Origin of the sequence: Mycobacterium colombiense, assembly GCF_003284975.1 — a bacterium.
GTDB lineage: Bacteria > Actinomycetota > Actinomycetes > Mycobacteriales > Mycobacteriaceae > Mycobacterium > Mycobacterium europaeum_A.
On the sequence record NZ_QMEU01000029.1, the window covers coordinates 20004 to 36772 of the forward strand.

Sequence of the window (16769 nt, forward strand, 5' to 3'; positions counted from 1 at the left end):
CTCCTCCTCTTTGCTCCGCGCTGCATCGTCGCCGGCGCGCATGGCGCCACCCTACCCAAGCCGAGGCAAAACGAGAACACGTTTCACTCTTGGGGTTGCAGGACGAGCACCAGATTGCTGACCAGGAACTCGCGTAGCAGCGGCACCGAGGTCAGCCACCACGCCCATCGCGGGTGGTAGCGGGGAAATGCGGCCAGGGTGGCGCCGGTGCTGGCCGCCCAGTCCAAGCCGTCGGCGGCGGACACCTCGAACAACGACGACCCGTAGTTGTTTTTGGCCGGATGGCCGTGTTTGCGGGTGTAGCGCGCGGCGGCCCGGGCACCGCCCAGGTAGTGCGTCAGGCCCATCTCGTGGCCGCCGAAGGGCCCCAGCCAGACGGTGTAGGACAGCACGGCCACGCCGCCCGGCTTGGTCACCCGCAGCATCTCGGCGCCAAGCTGCCAGGGTCGCGGCACGTGCTCGGCGACGTTGGAAGACAGGCAGATGTCCACGGAGTCGTCGGCGAAGGGCAGCGCCATGCCCGAGGCGCGCACGCACGGCGCCGCCCCGCGGGCAGCCGCCGGTCCGGCGTGCATTTCGCCGCGGTCGGGTTCGACCCCGATGTAGCGGATTCCGGCCTCGGTGAAGGCCTTCGCGAAGTAGCCCGGGCCGCCGCCGACGTCCAATAGCGTGCGCCCGGCCGCGGAGTCACCATGGGTGCCGCGCCACAGATCATCCACCATCGCCACGGTATCGGCCGCCAGGGCGCCGTAGAACCGGGCCGGATCCGACTGCTCGTAACGAAACTCCGAAAGCAGCCGCGCCGAGCGGGCCAGCGTCGCCCGGCGCGCGAAGATGTCGGTGGCGCCCACCGGCCACACCCTACGGATGTGCTGACGTGCCCGGCACGCATCGCCGCCGGTTAGGCTTGCGACCGATGTCTTCCTTGCGCTCCGTGCTGCTGCTGTGCTGGCGCGATACCGGGCACCCGCAGGGCGGCGGCAGCGAAGCCTATTTGCAGCGCATCGGCGCGCAGTTGGCCGCCTCCGGCATCGCCGTCACACTGCGCACCGCCCGCTATCGCGGCGCGCCGCGCCGGGAGGTGGTCGACGGCGTGCGGATCGACCGCGCCGGTGGCCGGTATTCGGTGTACGTCTGGGCGTTGCTGGCGATGGCCATGGGCCGGCTGGGGCTCGGCCCCCTGCGCAAGGTGCGGCCCGACGTGGTCGTCGACACCCAGAACGGCCTGCCCTTTCTGGCCCGGCTGATCTACGGCCGCCGGGTGGTGGTGCTGGTGCACCACTGCCACCGTGAGCAGTGGCCGGTGGCGGGCCCGGTGCTGGGCCGGCTCGGCTGGTTCGTCGAGTCGACGCTGTCGCCGCGGGTGAACCGGCGCAACCAGTACGTGACGGTGTCGCTGCCGTCCGCGCGCGACCTGGTCACCCTGGGCGTCGACGGCGCCCGGATCGCGGTGGTGCGCAACGGCCTCGACCGGGCCCCGGCGCAATCCTTGGCCGGGCCCCGCTCGGCGGCGCCGCGCGTGGTGGTGCTGTCGCGGCTGGTGCCGCACAAGCAGATCGAGGACGCCCTGGAGGCGGTCGCGCGGCTGTTGCCGCGGATACCGGGTCTGCACCTGGACATCGTCGGCGACGGCTGGTGGCGCGACCGGCTCGTCGAGCACGCGCAGCGGCTCCGCATCTGCTCGTCGGTGACGTTCCACGGCCACGTCGACGACCTCACCAAACACCATGTCCTGCAAGGGGCTTGGGTGCACCTGCTGCCCTCCCGCAAGGAGGGCTGGGGCCTGGCGGTCGTCGAGGCGGCCCAGCATGGGGTGCCGACCATCGGCTACCGATCCTCGGGCGGCCTGTCGGACTCGATCGTCGACGAGGTGACCGGGATCCTGGTGGACAGCCACGCCGAGCTGGTGGATCGGCTCGAAGAACTGCTCGCCGACCCGGTGCTGCGCGATCAACTGGGCGTCAAGGCGCACACCCGCAGTGGCGAATTCTCCTGGACGCAAAGCGCCGACGCGATGTGCGGCGTGCTGGAAGCGGTGCAAGCCGGCCGCACGGTCAACGGGCTAGTCAGCGGGCGGGGCTGAGCGGGTGCGGCGCCGCCACGCGCCGATCACCGCGCCGGCGCCCCCGCCCAGCAGCAGCGACAACCACGCCAGATGAGCGATCACCGTCACGGTCCGCTGCCCGGCGGCCACCGCGGCGGTCCGCCCGCCGATCCGGTAGAGCGCGATCTCGTGGTCCCGATAGACCGGCGCCAGCGCCCCCAGGGTGCGGGCGGCCGACCCCATGTCGCCGGCGCTGTCGGATTCGACCACCAGCCAGGCCACACCGGCCGCGGCCAGCGCCGACGGGTCGGGGCCGGACAACAGGAGCTCCTGCACGGCCCGGGCGCGCGCGCCTTCGCCCGCGATGGTGGTGCCCGAGATCACCAAGTCACCGGTGCTCAGCACGTCGGCGCGCACCCAGCGGGGCAGCGGATCCAACACCGGTGCCGCGCCCGACCAGGAGAACAGCCGCATGGTGCCGGCCGGCAACACGGCTATCGTTCCCGGCGCCACGGCCGGTTGGTTGATCGCCGCAGCGACGGCGGCCCAGCCGCGCGGATAGTGCACGGGCGCCACCTTGCCGAACGCTCCCCAGCCCAGGTCGGGCAGTGCCAGCAGCAGCGCCAGGCAGCAGATCAGCGCCGGGGCGCCGGCCCCAGGGAGTCGCAGCCGCCGGCGCAGCGTCACCACCGCACCGGCGCCCGCCAGGGCGTAGCCGGGCATCGCCAGCGCCACCCACTTCTGGCCGTCGCGTAGCACCCCGAAGCCGGGCACGGTGTCGACCACCGTGCCCAGCAGCTGCAGACCCGGGCCGGTGGCCAGGGTCGCCGGGATCAGCACCGACACGGCGGCCAGCACCAGCAGCGGCACCGCCAGGGGGCGCCGGACGACCGTCGGCAGGCCCGCCGCTACGACGCCCAACAGCACCACCGCCGAGAACACCGCGAAAAGCGTGGTGCGCGAGCCGGGTACGGCGTCGCCGTTCCAGATGCCGCCGAGGCTGGCCAGGCTGCCCAGGGTGCCCAGACCGGGCTCGGCGCGCGGGGCGAACGCCTCGACCCCCAGCCGGTTGGCCGCGGTGTGGGCGGTCAGTGACGAGCCCATCACCGACGCCGTCAGCCATGGCGCCGCCGCCACCAGGGCCGCGCCCAAGGCCACCGCGGCGCACCACCGGCGCGGCCGGCCGGTACCGGGCGCCACCACGCAGGCCAGCGCCACGGTCGCGGCGAGTAGCAGCCCGGTCGGGGTCAGCCCGGCGAGCGCGATCCAGAAGGCCAGCCCGAAGCACCCGAACCGGCTCGAGGTCGGTGCCGTGCGCAGCGTCAGCATCACCGCGGCCACCCAGGGCAGGCAGCCGTAACCGACCAGCAGGCTCCAATGCCCTTGCAGAAGCCGTTCCGCGACATAGGGATTCCAGATCGCGACGGTGGTAGCGACGAACTGGCCGGGCGCGCCCGCGCAAGGCAGCGCGACCGCGACCAGCCGGGCCGCGCCCCATCCCGCCAGCCACAGCCCGGCCACCAGCAGCGCCTTGACCACGACGCCGCCGTCGACCAGCTGGGAGGCCAGCGCCACCGCGAAGTCCTGGGGGGTGGCGCGCGGCGCCGACGTCAGCCCCAGCGCGGTATCGGACAGATAGGACCGCGGCGTCGACACCGCGTCGCGCAGCAGCAGGTATCCGGGCGTCAAGAGCGGCCCGACCACCAGCAGCGCCAAGACCAGTGCGTACCCGGGTCGGGTCCAGCGCACGGTTAACGCATCCGGGCCGGGCTATTCCCGGTCGTGCGTGCCGGGCGGGTGGGATTCAGTGGGCCCTGCCTCGGTGGGCTCCTCCGGGCCGGCCGGGTCGGAGCCGGGCGGACCGGCCTCCGGGCGCGCCTCGGGCCGCTGGGTGGGCAGCTTCTCGGTCTCGGCCTCGGCGCCGGGCACCGGTTCCTCGAGGCCGCTGCGGCCGAAGAAGTCCTGGTCGCCGCGGTCCAGGCCGGGGTCGGTCAGCGCGCTCTCGCTGCGCAGGCTGAACGACGCGAGCAGCCCCCCGCCGATCAGCGCGATCAGCCCGACCGCGGTGAAGGTGATCGGCAGCACCCGCGACCACAGCGCCAGCCGGTCGCGCTCGTCGCGGGCGGCGTTCACCTGGGATTCGACGGTGTCCTCGTTCGAGGTGACCTTGTAGTCGGCCAGCGTGAGCTCCGGCTTGAGCGGATCGCGGGCGAAGTAGTGATCGGCGTGCTCGGTCTCCTTGACGATGGTGCCCGACACCGGGTCCACCCAGAAGGTGCGCTGCGCCGCGTAGTAGCGGGTCATGGTGATCTGTTCGTTCGGGTCACCGCCCTGCACGCCCCACATCGCCGCCGACGTCGTCTGCTTGGCATCCTCGTTGCCCGCCAACAATGACGGGTAGGCCACCGGGGCCACCAGCTTGCCGTCGGAGTTGTAGCCGACGTTCTGGGTGAACTTGTAGGTGGTCAGCCCGTTGATGTCTTCCTGGGTGTCGTAGTTGACGTCGAACGCCTTCTGCGCGATCGGATCGAAGTAGGGGTAGGTCTTCTTCTCGGTGTGGAACGGGAACCGGTAGGACAGCCCGTCGTGGCGCAGCGGCATCGCGGTGGGCGGGTTCTCGTCATTGACGGCACGCGGCTTCTGGACCGAACCGCCGGCGTGGGTGTCGTCGGAGACGGCCAGCGCGGTCTTGCGGTTGAGCGTGACGGTGTCGACGATCGCCAGCAGCAGCCCGCTGTCCTTCTGCTTGTCCGTGCGCCGCAACGAACTTCCGACCTGCAGCGTGACCACGTCGGAGTTGGCGGGCGACTCGACGCTGATCTGCTGCTGGGAGACCAGCGGCACGTTCTGGTTGACGACGACGTGGTCGGTCGACAACGACGCGGAGTCCAGTGCCGTCCCGGTGCCGTCACCGATCAGCGTGGCGTCGATGTTCAGGGGCACCTTGGTGATCCTGCTGGTGGTATACGTCGTCAAAAGCAACGCGGCGATCAGCAGGGCGGCTCCGAGGCCGATGATCCCGCATGCGGCGAACCGCAACATGACTGCTCGGTTCACGTCGCTGTGCCCTCCTCATCTTCTTGCTTCATCAGCCGCGACCCGACCCGAGCAGGCAGCCCGGGGCAAACTCGTCTGACCCTAACAGCAGAAAGTAAGGCAGCGACTTACGAACCTGTTGCTCGCGCGGACAGGTCCTCCGGGTGCGCCCATACGCCGGGCCACGCGGCACAGGCAAACTGTGGTGGTGAGCGATGACCAGCGGGTGGGCGGCCTGCGCAGCTTCCTGCCGGCCGTGGAAGGCATGCGCGCCTGCGCGGCCATGGGCGTGGTGGTCACGCACGTCGCGTTCCAGACGGGACACTCCAGCGGCGCCACCGGCAGGCTGTTCGGCCGCTTCGACCTGGCCGTGGCGGTGTTCTTCGCGCTGTCGGGTTTTCTGTTGTGGCGCGGGCATGCCGCGGCGGCACGGGGTTTGGGGTCGCGCCCGGCCACCGGCCACTACCTGCGGTCGCGGGTGGTCCGCATCATGCCGGCCTATGTGGTCGCCGTGGTCGTGATCCTGACGCTGTTGCCCGACGCCGACCACGCCAGCCCGACGGTGTGGCTGGCCAACCTGACGCTCACCCAGATTTACGTGCCGCTGACGCTGACCGGCGGGCTGACCCAGATGTGGAGCCTGTCGGTCGAGGTCAGCTTTTATCTGGCGCTGCCGGTTCTCGCGCTGCTGGCCCGCCGCCTGCCGGTGCGGGGCCGGGTGCCGGCGATCGCCGCGCTGGGCGCGCTGAGCTGGGCGTGGGGGTGGCTTTTCGAGGCCGACTCGGCCTCGGGTATCAATCCGCTGAACTGGCCGCCGGCGTTCTTCTCCTGGTTCGCCGCCGGCATGCTGCTGGCCGAGTGGGTGCACAGCGGGATCGGGCTGCCACACCGGATTGCGCGCCGGCGGTTGGTGATGGCGGCCGTTGCGGTGGTCGCCTACCTGATCGCGGCGTCGCCGCTGGCGGGCCCCGAAGGTCTGGTGCCCGGCACCCCGGCCCAGTTCGCGGTGAAGACTGCGATGGGCTCCGTGGTGGCCTTTGCGCTGGTCGCACCGCTGGTGCTGGATCGGGTGGACACCGCGCACCGCATCTTGGGGACGACCGCCATGGTGACGTTGGGCCGCTGGTCCTACGGGTTGTTCGTGTGGCACCTGGCGGCGTTGGCGATGGTGTTTCCGGTGCTCGGGACGTTCCCGTTCACCGGCCGCATGCCCACGGTGCTGGTGTTGACGCTGATCTTCGGTTTCGCGATCGCCGCGGTCAGCTATGCGCTGGTCGAGTCGCCGTGCCGAGAAGCGTTGCGCCGCTGGGAGAAACGAGAGAGGCCGGCGGAGACGGCTCAGGATGTCGACGCCGAGGCCGACGCGATCGCGCCGTGAGCCCGCCCGGACGGCCACCTGAATTCCTTTCCGATGCGGTACTGAAGGTCTTGAAACCTCTTTTTTGGGTAACCCCGAGTGTGAGAAAGCGGCGGGTCACGGGTGCCGGAAGCGGCAGGGCAACGAAGTCGCTTCGGTCCCGGAGAGGCGTTCAACAATGGACAACGACACGATCGCGGCACGGCCGATGGCGGACACGCCACACGCAGAGTTGCGTCCTGGCGAGCGTCCGCTCTCGCCGGATGACGATCCCTTCTACCAACCGCCGCCGGGTTATGAACAGGCTGAATGTGGCACCGTGCTGCGCTCGCGCACGGTCGAGTTGGGCTTCCTGGGCCTGCTGCCGCAAAGCTGCACCGCCACCCAACTCCTCTACCGCAGCACGAACCTGCACGACGATCCCGAGGTCGCGGTGACCACCTTGTTGCTGCCGGAACAGCGCGATCCGCGGTGTCCGGTGTTGTCGTATCAGTGCGCTATCGATGCGGTGGCGTCGCAGTGTTTCCCGTCGTACGCCCTGCGGCGCGGCGCCGGGGCGATCGGCGCGTTCACGCAGGCGGAGTTCCTGCTGGTGGCGGCGGCACTGGCCGAAGGGTGGGCGGTCTCGGTGCCCGACCACGAGGGCTGTCACGGCATGTGGGGCGCACCCCGCGAGCCGGGATACCGCATTCTCGACGGTGTCCGTGCGGCACTGAATTGCGAACGGCTGGGCTTGTCCCCGTCCGCCCCGGTGGGATTGTGGGGTTATTCGGGCGGTGGTTTCGCCTCCGCGTGGGCAGCCGAGGCGGCCGCCCGCTACGCGCCGGAACTCAATATCGTCGGCGCGGTGCTCGGCTCACCGGTCGCCGACCCGGAAAGCGTCGCGCGCCGCCTCAACGGGTCGTTTTTCGCCGGACTCGCCGCGCTGATGGTCGCGGCGCTGACCGAGGTGTTCCCGGAAGCACAGCGGGTCGTCATCGAGCACGCCACCGAAGAGGGCAGGGCGGTGCTGAACGAATTGCGGAAGCTGACCACCGCGGGCGCGGTTCGGCGTCTGCGCAACGCAGACATCGGCTCCTACGTCGACATCTCCACCGACGAACTGTGGGACCTGCCGGAGGTGCGCCACATCTTCGACGAAACCAAGCTCGGCAAGACCCCACCCGAACTGCCCCTGCTGGTGATCCAGGCGGTGCACGACAGGATCATCAGTGTCGACGACATCGATGAGCTCGTCGAGACGTACGGCGCGGCTGGGGTGGCGGTCACCTATCACCGCGATCGATTCTGCGGTCACCTGCTGCTTCACCCGCTGTCCTCGCCGATGGCCCTCAGATGGCTACGCGACCGGTTCACCGGACGCCCGATTGACGAAAACAAGCTCCGTACGGTGTGGCCGACCCTGTTCAACCCGTCGACCTACCTCGGCATGCTGAAGCTCGGCGCGATCACGGCCAAGGTGATCTTGGGACGGCCGGTCCGGTCCCGTCCGCTCTCCAAATCCGACGCGGCGTAGCGGCTCGCCGGGGTATCCCGCGTGCGCAGGGCACTGTTTCAGCGTGTGCGCGGACGGGAGGCGACGTCATTGCCCTCCGGCATCGAGGCTCTGGGACTCGCCGTGTAACGGTCCACGGCAGCAGGTGTGAGCCGGAGGCGCGCCTCCTAACTGGGCACGGCTTCGATGACGCAGAGCGGCCCCGCCGTCTGCACCACGCGCTGCAGCCGGAAGCCGCCCCGCCGGAGTAGATCGGTCCACTGCTTGAGATCGCGTTCCAGGGCGCCCGCCATCACCAGCATCTCCATATCGGCGTAGTGGCCGAGGAATTCGCGGTCGTGATCGGGGACCACCATCTCCAGCAGCAGCAGCTTCGCACCCGGAGGGGCCGCGGCTTTGATGGTGCCGAGGATCGCGATGGCTTTGTCATCGGGCCAGTCGTGGATGACGTTCTTCATCACATAGGCGTCAGCAGTTGGGACGCTTTCGAAGAACGACCCGCCCGTCACAGTGACTCGGTCGGCGACGCCGTGCGCGGCCAACACGGGTGGTGCTCCCTCGACTGCCTCGGGGAGGTCGAACAGCACGCCGCGGGCATTGGGGGCGGCGGTGAGAAGGGACGACAGTAACCGGCCGTGGCCGCCACCGATATCGGCGATGACACCGAAGTTGCTGAAGTCGTACGCCGCGACCGCCGCTGCCTCCAACACTGACGACGTGGAGGTCATGGCGTTGTTGAAGATCTCCGCGAACTCAGGGTCGTCCCGGAGGTAGTCGAAGATGTCCTTGCCGAACACTTTCGGGGGATTCGGCTCTCCGGTGCGCACCGCATCGGCCAGCCGCGTCCAGTTCGCTCGATGTTGCGGGGAGCCGAAGAACAGGGCAGTCCCGTGCGTCGAGATCGGCGAGTCGGTGCGCAAGGTGTCGGCCAGCGCGTTCAGTGCGAAACGGCCGTCGCGACGCCTGCGAAACACGCCACGGCTGATCAGCAACCGCATCAACCGAGCCACGCTGTCCGGGTCGGCCCCGACACGGCGCGCCAACTCCTCTTTGGTCAGTGGGCCCGCAGCCAGCGCGTCAGCAATGCCCAATTGCGCGGATGCCGAGATGGCCTGCGACAGAAAGGCCCCGAAGAGGATGTCGATGACCGCGATCGGCGGGGGTGCCAGTCTCTGATATAGCCGCCCCACGTGATGACGGACTCGTTCGACCGCACGAGCCACCCGGGCGGGCGGCAGTCGCGGGGTTGATGTCGGTGACTTAGGCGGCATCGTTCTCCAGTACCTGGTCATTACAGACGATTACAGACTCGAAACAACAAGTATTCCTGCTGGTGCGGGTCAGCTGGCCTCCGCGGTCGACAAGCGCTCGATGATCTGGGCCCGCACCGCCGAGCGGCGGGCCTTGCCGGCGTCGTCGCGCAACGGAGTGTCGACGAACTCGACCGTGTGCGGCACCTTGTACCCCGCCACATGCTCGCGCAGAAACGCTTGCACGGCAACGGAATCCAGATTCGAACCGTCGATCGGGTGCACGAGCGCGTACGGCACCTGGCCGAGATCCTCGTGGGGGACGCCGACGACCAGACAGGACAGCACGTCCGGGTGCGCCGAGAGCGCGTTCTCTATCTCGGCGGGGTAGACGTTGCGGCCCCCGACGGTGAACATGTCGACCCGCCGGTCCGAGAGATACAGGAAACCGTCGGCGTCGAAATAACCGAGATCGCCCAGCGAGTCCCAGCCGTCGCGGCTTTTCGCCGTGGCGCCGACGTAGCGGTAGGTGGGTGCGCTGTCCGGGCCGGGCCGCATGTAGATCTCGCCGACCACGCCGGGCGGGCAGGGGTTGCCGTCGTCGTCGAGCACCTTCATCTCCCCGGCCACCACCACGCCGACCGAGCCGCGGTGCGCCAGCCACTGGTCCCCGGAGATGAACGTCAGCGCCTGTAATTCGGTGCCGCCGTAGAGCTCCCAGACTTTCTCCGCGCCCAGCAGGTCGATCCACGCCTGCTTGATGGCCGGGGGACAGGGCGCGCCTAGATGCCAGAACCGCCGAATCGAGGACAGGTCGTAGGCATCGGGGTCGGCTTGGTAGACCGGCAGCGTCCGCTGCATGATCGTCGGCACCGTCGTCAAAAAGCTGACGCGATGGTCGGCGATCAGCCGGAGGAACCGCTCGGGGTCGAACCGGCTCATCAGCACCAGGTGATGGCGCATCAGCAACGCGATCGTCGCGGTGGTGAAACCGGTGTTGTGCGACAGCGGTACCGGCACCAGGGTGGTGTCGCCTTCCTGGGCGCCCAGCGGATAGCCGATCGCCGCCGGTATGCGGCTGTCGCCGCCGGATTCGATCAGCTTGGGCCGCCCGGTGCTGCCCCCGGATCCCATCGCCTTCCACACCGGTGACACCGCCTCGGGCAATGCCCCGTCCGGCAACGCCGGATCGGGTTCGAAACCGGCTGGCACGCTTGCCATTCCAGGGTGCTCGCGGCCGACCAGCAGGGCGGGTGGGCGCAAGTCCAGCAGCCCCTGCAACTCCGCGTCGGGCAACCGGGCGGACAACGGCTGCGGCACCGCGCCCAGCTTCCAGCACGCCACCGCGGACTGGATCCACTCGACCGAATTCGGCAGCACCATCGTCACGTAATCGCCGACGCCCACCCCGAGCTTCGCATACGCGCGGGCCAACCGGTTCGTCGAACGGTCGAGCTCGCCCCGGGTCAGGGTGATGCCGTCACAGGTGACCGCCGGTTCGTCGGGCGCGAGTGCGGCCAGCGCCGAAATCTGGGTACCGATCGGCGGGATCGGCTCACTCATAAGCACCCTGCCGCTCGAAGATGCGGCGTGGATTGTCCACCAGCATGGTGTGCAGCTGCTCGTCGGTGACGCCGCGCTCCTTGAGCGCCGGGATGACGTCGTTGTGGATGTGCAGGTAGTGCCAGTTCGGGGTTATCTGCGGCACCAACTCTTCCGGGAGCGCGTCGAAGTAGCAGTTCGCGTCGTGCGAGAGCACCATCTTGTCGGCGTGCCCGCGCTCGCACATCTCCGCCACGATCCTGACCCGCTCCTCGAACGGCGAGATCACGTCGAGGCCGAAGCGGTCCATCCCGAGGTACGACCCCGCCGCGATGAGCTCTTCCAGATAACCGATGTCGGTGCTGTCGCCGGAATGCCCGATGACCACCCTGGTCAGGTCGACGCCCTCTTCTTCGAAGATGCGTTGCTGCTCGAGGCCGCGCCGCAACCCGGCGTGGGTGTGCGTGGAGATCGGCACGCCGGTGCGCTTGTGTGCCTGGGCGACCGCGCGCAGCACCCGCTCGACGCCGGGGGTGATGCCGGGCTCGTCGGTGGCGCACTTGAGGATCCCGGCCTTGATGCCGGTGTCGGCGATGCCCTGCTCGATGTCGCGGACGAACATGTCGGTCATGATCTCCGGCCCGCCGAGCATCCCCCCCGGCCCCTCGTAATGGAACCGGAACGGCACGTCGTTGTAGGTGTAAAGCCCAGTCGCCACAACGATATTCAGTTCAGTCGCCGCGGCGACCCGGGCGATGCGCGGGATGTAGCGGCCCAGGCCGATCACGGTGAGATCGACGATGGTGTCCACCCCGCGGGCCTTGAGCTCGTTGAGCCGTTTGATGGCGTCGGCCACCCGCCGTTCTTCGTCGCCCCACGCCTCGGGGTAGTTCTCCGCGATCTCGGTGGTCATGATGAACACGTGCTCATGCATGAGGGTCACGCCTAGCGCAGCGGTATCGACGGACCCGCGAGCGGTATTGAGTTCTGACACGCCACTGATGCTAGGTCGACTAACACCCGACCAACAGGGCCGTTTTGTTCCAGGCACCCCCGGGGGCCGCGCCATTGCAGTACCGTCACCCTCGTCTTCGTCGAGAACCCGCTGGGAGTCACGTCATGTTGCTCAATCCCAACCACTTGCAACGCCGGTACCCAGACCGCCGCTCGGGCGAGATCATGGCCGCGACGGTGGATTTCTTCGAATCGCGCGGCAAGGCCCGCCTGAAGTCCGACGACCACGAACGGGTCTGGTACTCCGAGTTTTTGGAGCACGTCGGCCGGGAGCGCATCTTCGCGTCGCTGCTGACACCGTCGGCCTATGGGGCCTCGGACGGGTCGGCTTGCCGCTGGGACACCTACCGGATCAGCGAATTCGCCGAGATCGTCGGCTTCTACGGGCTCAACTACTGGTACCCCTTCCAGGTCACCGCCCTGGGCCTGGGCCCGATCTGGATGAGCGCCAACTCCGACGCCAAGCGCAAGGCCGCCGCGATGCTCGAGGCCGGGGAGGTGTTCGCGTTCGGGCTTTCCGAGCAGACGCACGGCGCCGACGTCTACCAGACCGACATGATCCTGACCCCGTCGGACGGCGGCTGGTCCGCGAGCGGCGAGAAGTACTACATCGGCAACGGCAACGTGGCCCGGATGGTGTCGACGTTCGGCAAGCTCGCCGACACCGACGAGTACGTGTTCTTCGTCGCCGACTCTCAGCACGAGCGCTACCGGTTGATCAAGAACGTGGTGAACTCGCAGAACTTCGTCGCCAACTACGCGCTGCACGACTACCCGGTGGCCGAGGCGGACATCCTGCACCGCGGCCCCGAGGCCTTCCACGCCGCGCTCAACACCGTCAACGTCTGCAAGTACAACCTCGGCTGGGGTGCGGTCGGCATGTGTACCCACGCGATGTACGAGGCGGTCACCCACGCCTCCAACCGCATCCTGTACGGGACGGTCGTCACCGACTTCACCCATGTGCGGCGGCTGCTCACCGACGCCTACGCGCGGCTGGTCGCGATGCGGCTGGTCGCCACCCGCGCCTGCGACTACATGCGCAGCGCGTCGGCCTCCGACCGCCGCTACCTGCTGTACAGCCCGCTCACCAAGGCGAAGATCACCAGCGAGGGCGAACGCGTCATCACCGCGCTGTGGGACGTCATAGCCGCCAAGGGCGTGGAGAAGGACACCATCTTCGAGGCGATGACCCGCGAAATCGGCCTGCTCCCAAGGCTGGAGGGCACCGTCCACATAAACATCGGGCTGCTCGGCAAGTTCATGCCCAACTTCCTGTTCGCGCCGAACGCCGACTTGCCGTCGATCGGGCGTCGCGACGACGCCGCCGACGACACCTTCCTGTTCAACCAGGGACCCACCGGCGGGCTGGGCAAGGTGCGCTTCCACGACTGGCGCGCGCCGTTCGACGGCTTCGCGCACCTGCCCAACGTCGCGCTGCTGCGCTCGCAGATCGACGTGCTGGCCGACATGCTGGCCGGCGCGACGCCGGATGCCGCGCAGCAGAAGGACATCGACTTCGCCTTCGCCGTCGGGCAGTTGTTCGCCACCGTGCCGTATGCCCAGCTGATCCTCGAGGAGGCCGCGCTGTCCGACGTGGACGAGGCGCTGATCGACGCGATCTTCGCGGTGCTGGTCCGCGACTTCAACGGCTATGCCGTCGAGCTCAACGACAAGCCGTCGACCACCGATGCGCAATCGCGCTTCGCGACGCGGATGATTCGTCGCCCCGCCCACGACCCGTCGCGCTACGAGCAGGTCTGGAAGGAGCACATCGCGCCGCTGGCAGGCGCCTACCAGATGCGGCCGTAGGGGCCGGCCCGGCCAACGCCCGCCCAACCGGGCGTTCGCATTGGAGGGCCCGGCCGGCCGGGCGCTCGCCGCGAAGGCATGTGCTTAAGCCCTTGACTGTGAGCTGCCTCACAGTAATATGACCAGTGGTCATTCACTTGAGGAGGCGGCATTGCCAACGGTCACCTGGGCGCGCGTCGATCCCGCGCGTCGCGCCGCGATCATCGAAGCCGCGGAGGCGGAGTTCGGGGCGCACGGGTTCTCCCGCGGCAGCCTGAACGTCATCGCACGCCGGGCCGGGGTCGCCAAGGGCAGCCTGTTCCAGTACTTCGCGGACAAGCGCGACCTGTATGCGTTCATCGCTGACATCGCCAGCCAGCGCGTGCGGGCCTACATGGAGGACCGCATCCGCGAACTGGACCCGAGTCGGCCGTTTTTCGAGTTCCTCACGGACTGGCTCGACGCGTGGGTGGCCTACTTCGCCGACCATCCCCACGAACGCGCGCTGCACGCCGCGGCGACCCTGGAAGTCGACACCGAAGCCCGGGTCAGCGTGCAGAACGTCATCCACCGGCACTACCTGGAAGTGATGCGCCCGCTGGTGCGCGACGCGCAGCTGCGCGGCGACCTGCGGGCGGATTCCGACACCGACGCGCTGCTGTCGTTGCTGCTGTTGATCTTTCCGCACCTGGCGCTGGCGCCCTACATGCGCGGCCTGGATCCGATTCTCGGGCTCGACGAGCCCACACCGGAGCAGCCGGCGCTGGCCGTGCGCAGGCTCGTCGCGGTGCTGGCCGCCGCGTTCACGGCCGCGCCGAAATCCGCGGCAATCAGCCCAGCCCCCGAACGATCTGAGGAGGTCACATGAATCGCACCCGAATCGCCTCGATGGCCCAGGGCGGCCTCAACTGGGACAGCTTGCCGCTCAAGCTGTTCGCGGGCGGCAACGCGAAATTCTGGAATCCGGCCGACATCGACTTCTCCCGCGATCGCGAGGACTGGGAGCGGCTCACCGACGACGAACGCAGCTATGCCACGCGGCTGTGCGCCGAGTTCATCGCCGGCGAGGAGTCGGTGACCCAGGACATCCAGCCGTTCATGGCCGCGATGCGGGCCGAAGGCCGGCTCGGCGACGAGATGTATCTGACGCAGTTCGCCTTCGAGGAAGCCAAGCACGTCCAGGTGTTCCGCATGTGGCTCGACGCCGTCGGCATCACCGAGGACCTGCACTACTACCTCGACGACGTGCCCACCTACCGCACGATCTTCTATGAGGAGCTGCCGGGCTGTCTGAACGCGCTGACGGTCGATCCGTCGCCGGCCGCCCAGGTGCGCGCGTCGGTGACCTACAACCACATGGTCGAAGGCATGCTGGCGCTGACCGGCTACTTCGGCTGGCACAAGATCTGCGTGGAGCGCGGCATCCTGCCCGGCATGCAGGAGCTGGTGCGGCGCATCGGCGACGACGAGCGGCGCCACATGGCCTGGGGCACCTTCACCTGCCGGCGCCACGTGGCCGCCGACGACGCCAACTGGGGCGTCTTCGAGACCCGGATGAACGAGCTGATGCCGCTGGGTCTGCGCCTGATCGAGGAGGGCTTCGCCCTTTATGACCCGATGCCCTTCGGCCTGTCGGTGGACGAGTTCATGCAGTACGCCTCCGACAAGGGGATGCGGCGCTTCGGCACCATCTCCAGCGCGCGCGGGCGCCCGCTCAGCGAGATCGACCTCGACTACTCGCCGGTCCAGCTCGAGGACACCTTCGCCGAGGAGGACGAGAAGCTGCTGGCCGGGGTGTGAAGGCGGCGGCCCGAGCTCACTCGACCTTGTCGTCGCCCGACGAGGAGCCGCTCTCGGATTCCCCGACCCACACGGTCTTGGCGTTGACGAACGCGCGGATGCCCAGGCCCGCGAGCTCGCGGCCGTAGCCCGACCGCTTGACGCCGCCGAATCCCAGCTCCGGGTACGACACGGTCATCCCGTTGATGAAGACCTGCCCGGCCTCGATCTCGTCGATGAAGCGCTGCTGCTCGGCCTCGTCGTTGGTCCAGGCATTGGATCCCAGGCCGAAGGTGGTGGCGTTGGCGATCTCGATAGCTTCGTCGATGTCGGCTGCCCGGTACATCGACGCCACGGGACCGAACACCTCCTCGGTGTAAAGCGCCATGTCCTTGGTGATGTCAGTGACGACGGTCGGTGGGTAGAACCACCCCGGCCCGTCGATGGGCTTGCCGCCGAGGCGGATCTTGGCGCCCGCCGCGGCGGCGTCGTCGACCTGCTTGGCGATCTCGTCGCGGCCCGACTCGGTGGCCAGCGGGCCCACGTCCGTGTCCGGATCGGTCGGGTCACCGACGGTCAGCGCCTCCATCTGCTCGGTGAACTTGTCGACGAACGCGTCGTAGATGTCGGTGTGCACGATGAACCGCTTTGCGGCGATGCACGATTGGCCGTTGTTCTGCACCCGGGCGGTGACCGCGGTCTTGGCGGCCTCGTCCAGGTTCGCCGACGGCATCACGATGAACGGGTCGCTGCCGCCGAGCTCAAGCACGGTCGGCTTGATCTCGTCGCCGGCGATGGCCGCCACCGACTGCCCGGCCGGCTCGCTGCCGGTCAGGGTCGCCGCCGCCACCCGCGGATCGCGCAGGATGCGCTCGACCGCGCTCGAGGAGACGAGCAGGGTCTGGAAACACCCCTCGGGGAAGCCGCCGCGCGCGATGACGTCGGCGAGGTACAACGCGGACTGCGGCACGTTCGACGCGTGCTTGAGGATCCCGACGTTGCCGGCCATCAGCGCCGGTGCAGCGAACCGGACGGCCTGCCAGAGCGGGAAGTTCCACGGCATCACCGCCAGCACCACCCCGAGCGGTTGATAGCGGGTGTAGGCCTGCTTCGCGCCCACCGCCTCGGCGTCGGCCGGCTCGTCGGCCAGCAGCTTCTCGGCGTTCTCGGCGTAGTAGCGAAAACCCTTGGCGCACTTCAGTGCTTCCGCCTTCGCCGACTTCAGGGTCTTGCCCATCTCCAGCGTCATCATGGCGGCGACCTCGTCGGCCTCCGCTTCAAGCAGGTCCGCCGTGGCGTTTGCCCACTGGGCGCGCTGGGCAAACGTGGTGTTGTGGCGATAATCGAGGAAGCGTTCGTAGGCACGGGCAATCGCGGCGTCGACTTCCTGGTCGGTGGCCGGGGTGAAGGTCTTCACCGTCTCGCCGGTAGCCGGGTTAATGGTGGCGATGGGCACGTCGG

General features: G+C 68.8%; 13 protein-coding genes. 6 read left to right on the forward strand and 7 right to left on the reverse strand.

Going from position 1 to position 16769, the window contains the following annotated elements; genetic code table 11:
- Positions 1-83: 83 nt before the first annotated feature.
- Positions 84-851 carry a class I SAM-dependent methyltransferase gene (locus DQP58_RS12400; RefSeq protein WP_112708693.1) on the reverse strand — a complete coding sequence of 256 codons (768 nt, stop codon included), beginning with the start codon at positions 849-851 and terminating at the stop codon, positions 84-86.
- 65 nt (positions 852-916) lie between these two features.
- On the opposite strand from DQP58_RS12400, the gene DQP58_RS12405 reads away from it, so the two are divergent.
- A complete protein-coding gene (locus DQP58_RS12405) occupies positions 917-2083 on the forward strand; it encodes a glycosyltransferase family 4 protein (RefSeq protein WP_112708671.1) in 1167 nt (388 codons plus the stop codon).
- Here DQP58_RS12405 and DQP58_RS12410 read toward each other — a convergent pair.
- Positions 2063-3793 (reverse strand): hypothetical protein, encoded by a 1731-nt coding sequence (locus DQP58_RS12410; protein WP_112708672.1) that lies wholly within the window; start codon positions 3791-3793, stop codon positions 2063-2065. The genes DQP58_RS12405 and DQP58_RS12410 overlap by 21 nt on opposite strands.
- Positions 3794-3814: 21 nt before the next feature.
- On the reverse strand, positions 3815-5101 hold the full coding sequence (locus DQP58_RS12415) for a DUF3068 domain-containing protein (RefSeq protein ID WP_165827856.1): 1287 nt from the start codon (positions 5099-5101) through the stop codon (positions 3815-3817).
- 181 nt (positions 5102-5282) lie between these two features.
- On the opposite strand from DQP58_RS12415, the gene DQP58_RS12420 reads away from it, so the two are divergent.
- Both DQP58_RS12420 and DQP58_RS12425 read left to right on the forward strand, forming a co-directional pair.
- A complete protein-coding gene (locus DQP58_RS12420; protein WP_112708674.1) occupies positions 5283-6458 on the forward strand; it encodes an acyltransferase family protein in 1176 nt (391 codons plus the stop codon).
- A gap of 157 nt (positions 6459-6615) precedes the next feature.
- A complete protein-coding gene (locus tag DQP58_RS12425; RefSeq protein WP_112708675.1) occupies positions 6616-7953 on the forward strand; it encodes a lipase family protein in 1338 nt (445 codons plus the stop codon).
- A gap of 146 nt (positions 7954-8099) precedes the next feature.
- Here the strand turns inward: DQP58_RS12425 and DQP58_RS12430 are convergent, their stop codons facing one another.
- Genes DQP58_RS12430 through DQP58_RS12440 form a run of 3 tightly spaced genes read right to left on the reverse strand, consistent with a single transcriptional unit; the run spans position 8100 to position 11718 of the window.
- Positions 8100-9224: a methyltransferase gene (locus DQP58_RS12430; protein ID WP_430915954.1), complete on the reverse strand. Its 1125-nt coding sequence runs from the start codon at positions 9222-9224 to the stop codon at positions 8100-8102.
- Positions 9225-9272: 48 nt separating this feature from the next.
- Complete coding sequence (locus tag DQP58_RS12435) at positions 9273-10745, reverse strand: AMP-binding protein (protein WP_112708677.1); 1473 nt, start codon at positions 10743-10745, stop codon at positions 9273-9275.
- The gene (locus tag DQP58_RS12440; protein ID WP_112708678.1) at positions 10738-11718 is read right to left on the reverse strand and encodes a phosphotriesterase-related protein; all 981 of its coding nucleotides are present in this window, start codon (positions 11716-11718) and stop codon (positions 10738-10740) included. Before DQP58_RS12440 ends, DQP58_RS12435 begins: the two co-directional genes overlap by 8 nt.
- Before the next feature lie 125 nt (positions 11719-11843).
- Here DQP58_RS12440 and DQP58_RS12445 point away from each other — a divergent pair, with 125 nt between their 5' ends.
- The 3 genes from DQP58_RS12445 to DQP58_RS12455 all read left to right on the forward strand — a co-directional run bounded on the left by DQP58_RS12445 (position 11844) and on the right by DQP58_RS12455 (position 15329).
- Positions 11844-13550, forward strand: a complete 1707-nt coding sequence (locus DQP58_RS12445; protein ID WP_112708679.1) for an acyl-CoA dehydrogenase family protein — start codon at positions 11844-11846, stop codon at positions 13548-13550.
- A gap of 151 nt (positions 13551-13701) precedes the next feature.
- Complete coding sequence (locus DQP58_RS12450; protein WP_112708680.1) at positions 13702-14397, forward strand: TetR/AcrR family transcriptional regulator; 696 nt, start codon at positions 13702-13704, stop codon at positions 14395-14397.
- Positions 14394-15329 carry a R2-like ligand-binding oxidase gene (locus DQP58_RS12455; RefSeq protein ID WP_112708681.1) on the forward strand — a complete coding sequence of 312 codons (936 nt, stop codon included), beginning with the start codon at positions 14394-14396 and terminating at the stop codon, positions 15327-15329. Before DQP58_RS12450 ends, DQP58_RS12455 begins: the two co-directional genes overlap by 4 nt.
- A gap of 16 nt (positions 15330-15345) precedes the next feature.
- Here the strand turns inward: DQP58_RS12455 and DQP58_RS12460 are convergent, their stop codons facing one another.
- Positions 15346-16764: an NADP-dependent succinic semialdehyde dehydrogenase gene (locus tag DQP58_RS12460; RefSeq protein WP_112708682.1), complete on the reverse strand. Its 1419-nt coding sequence runs from the start codon at positions 16762-16764 to the stop codon at positions 15346-15348.
- Between the last annotated feature and the right edge of the window lie 5 nt (positions 16765-16769).

What these genes read in the sequence shown, in the direction of transcription:
- DQP58_RS12445 (WP_112708679.1), top strand. Translation starts at nt 11,844, where the DNA reads ATGTTGCTCAATCCCAACCACTTGCAACGCCGGTACCCAGACCGCCGC.
- DQP58_RS12425 (WP_112708675.1), top strand. Translation starts at nt 6,616, where the DNA reads ATGGACAACGACACGATCGCGGCACGGCCGATGGCGGACACGCCACAC.
- DQP58_RS12455 (WP_112708681.1), top strand. Translation starts at nt 14,394, where the DNA reads ATGAATCGCACCCGAATCGCCTCGATGGCCCAGGGCGGCCTCAACTGG.
- DQP58_RS12430 (WP_430915954.1), bottom strand. Translation starts at nt 9,224, where the DNA reads ATGACCAGGTACTGGAGAACGATGCCGCCTAAGTCACCGACATCAACC.
- DQP58_RS12405 (WP_112708671.1), top strand. Translation starts at nt 917, where the DNA reads ATGTCTTCCTTGCGCTCCGTGCTGCTGCTGTGCTGGCGCGATACCGGG.
- DQP58_RS12435 (WP_112708677.1), bottom strand. Translation starts at nt 10,745, where the DNA reads ATGAGTGAGCCGATCCCGCCGATCGGTACCCAGATTTCGGCGCTGGCC.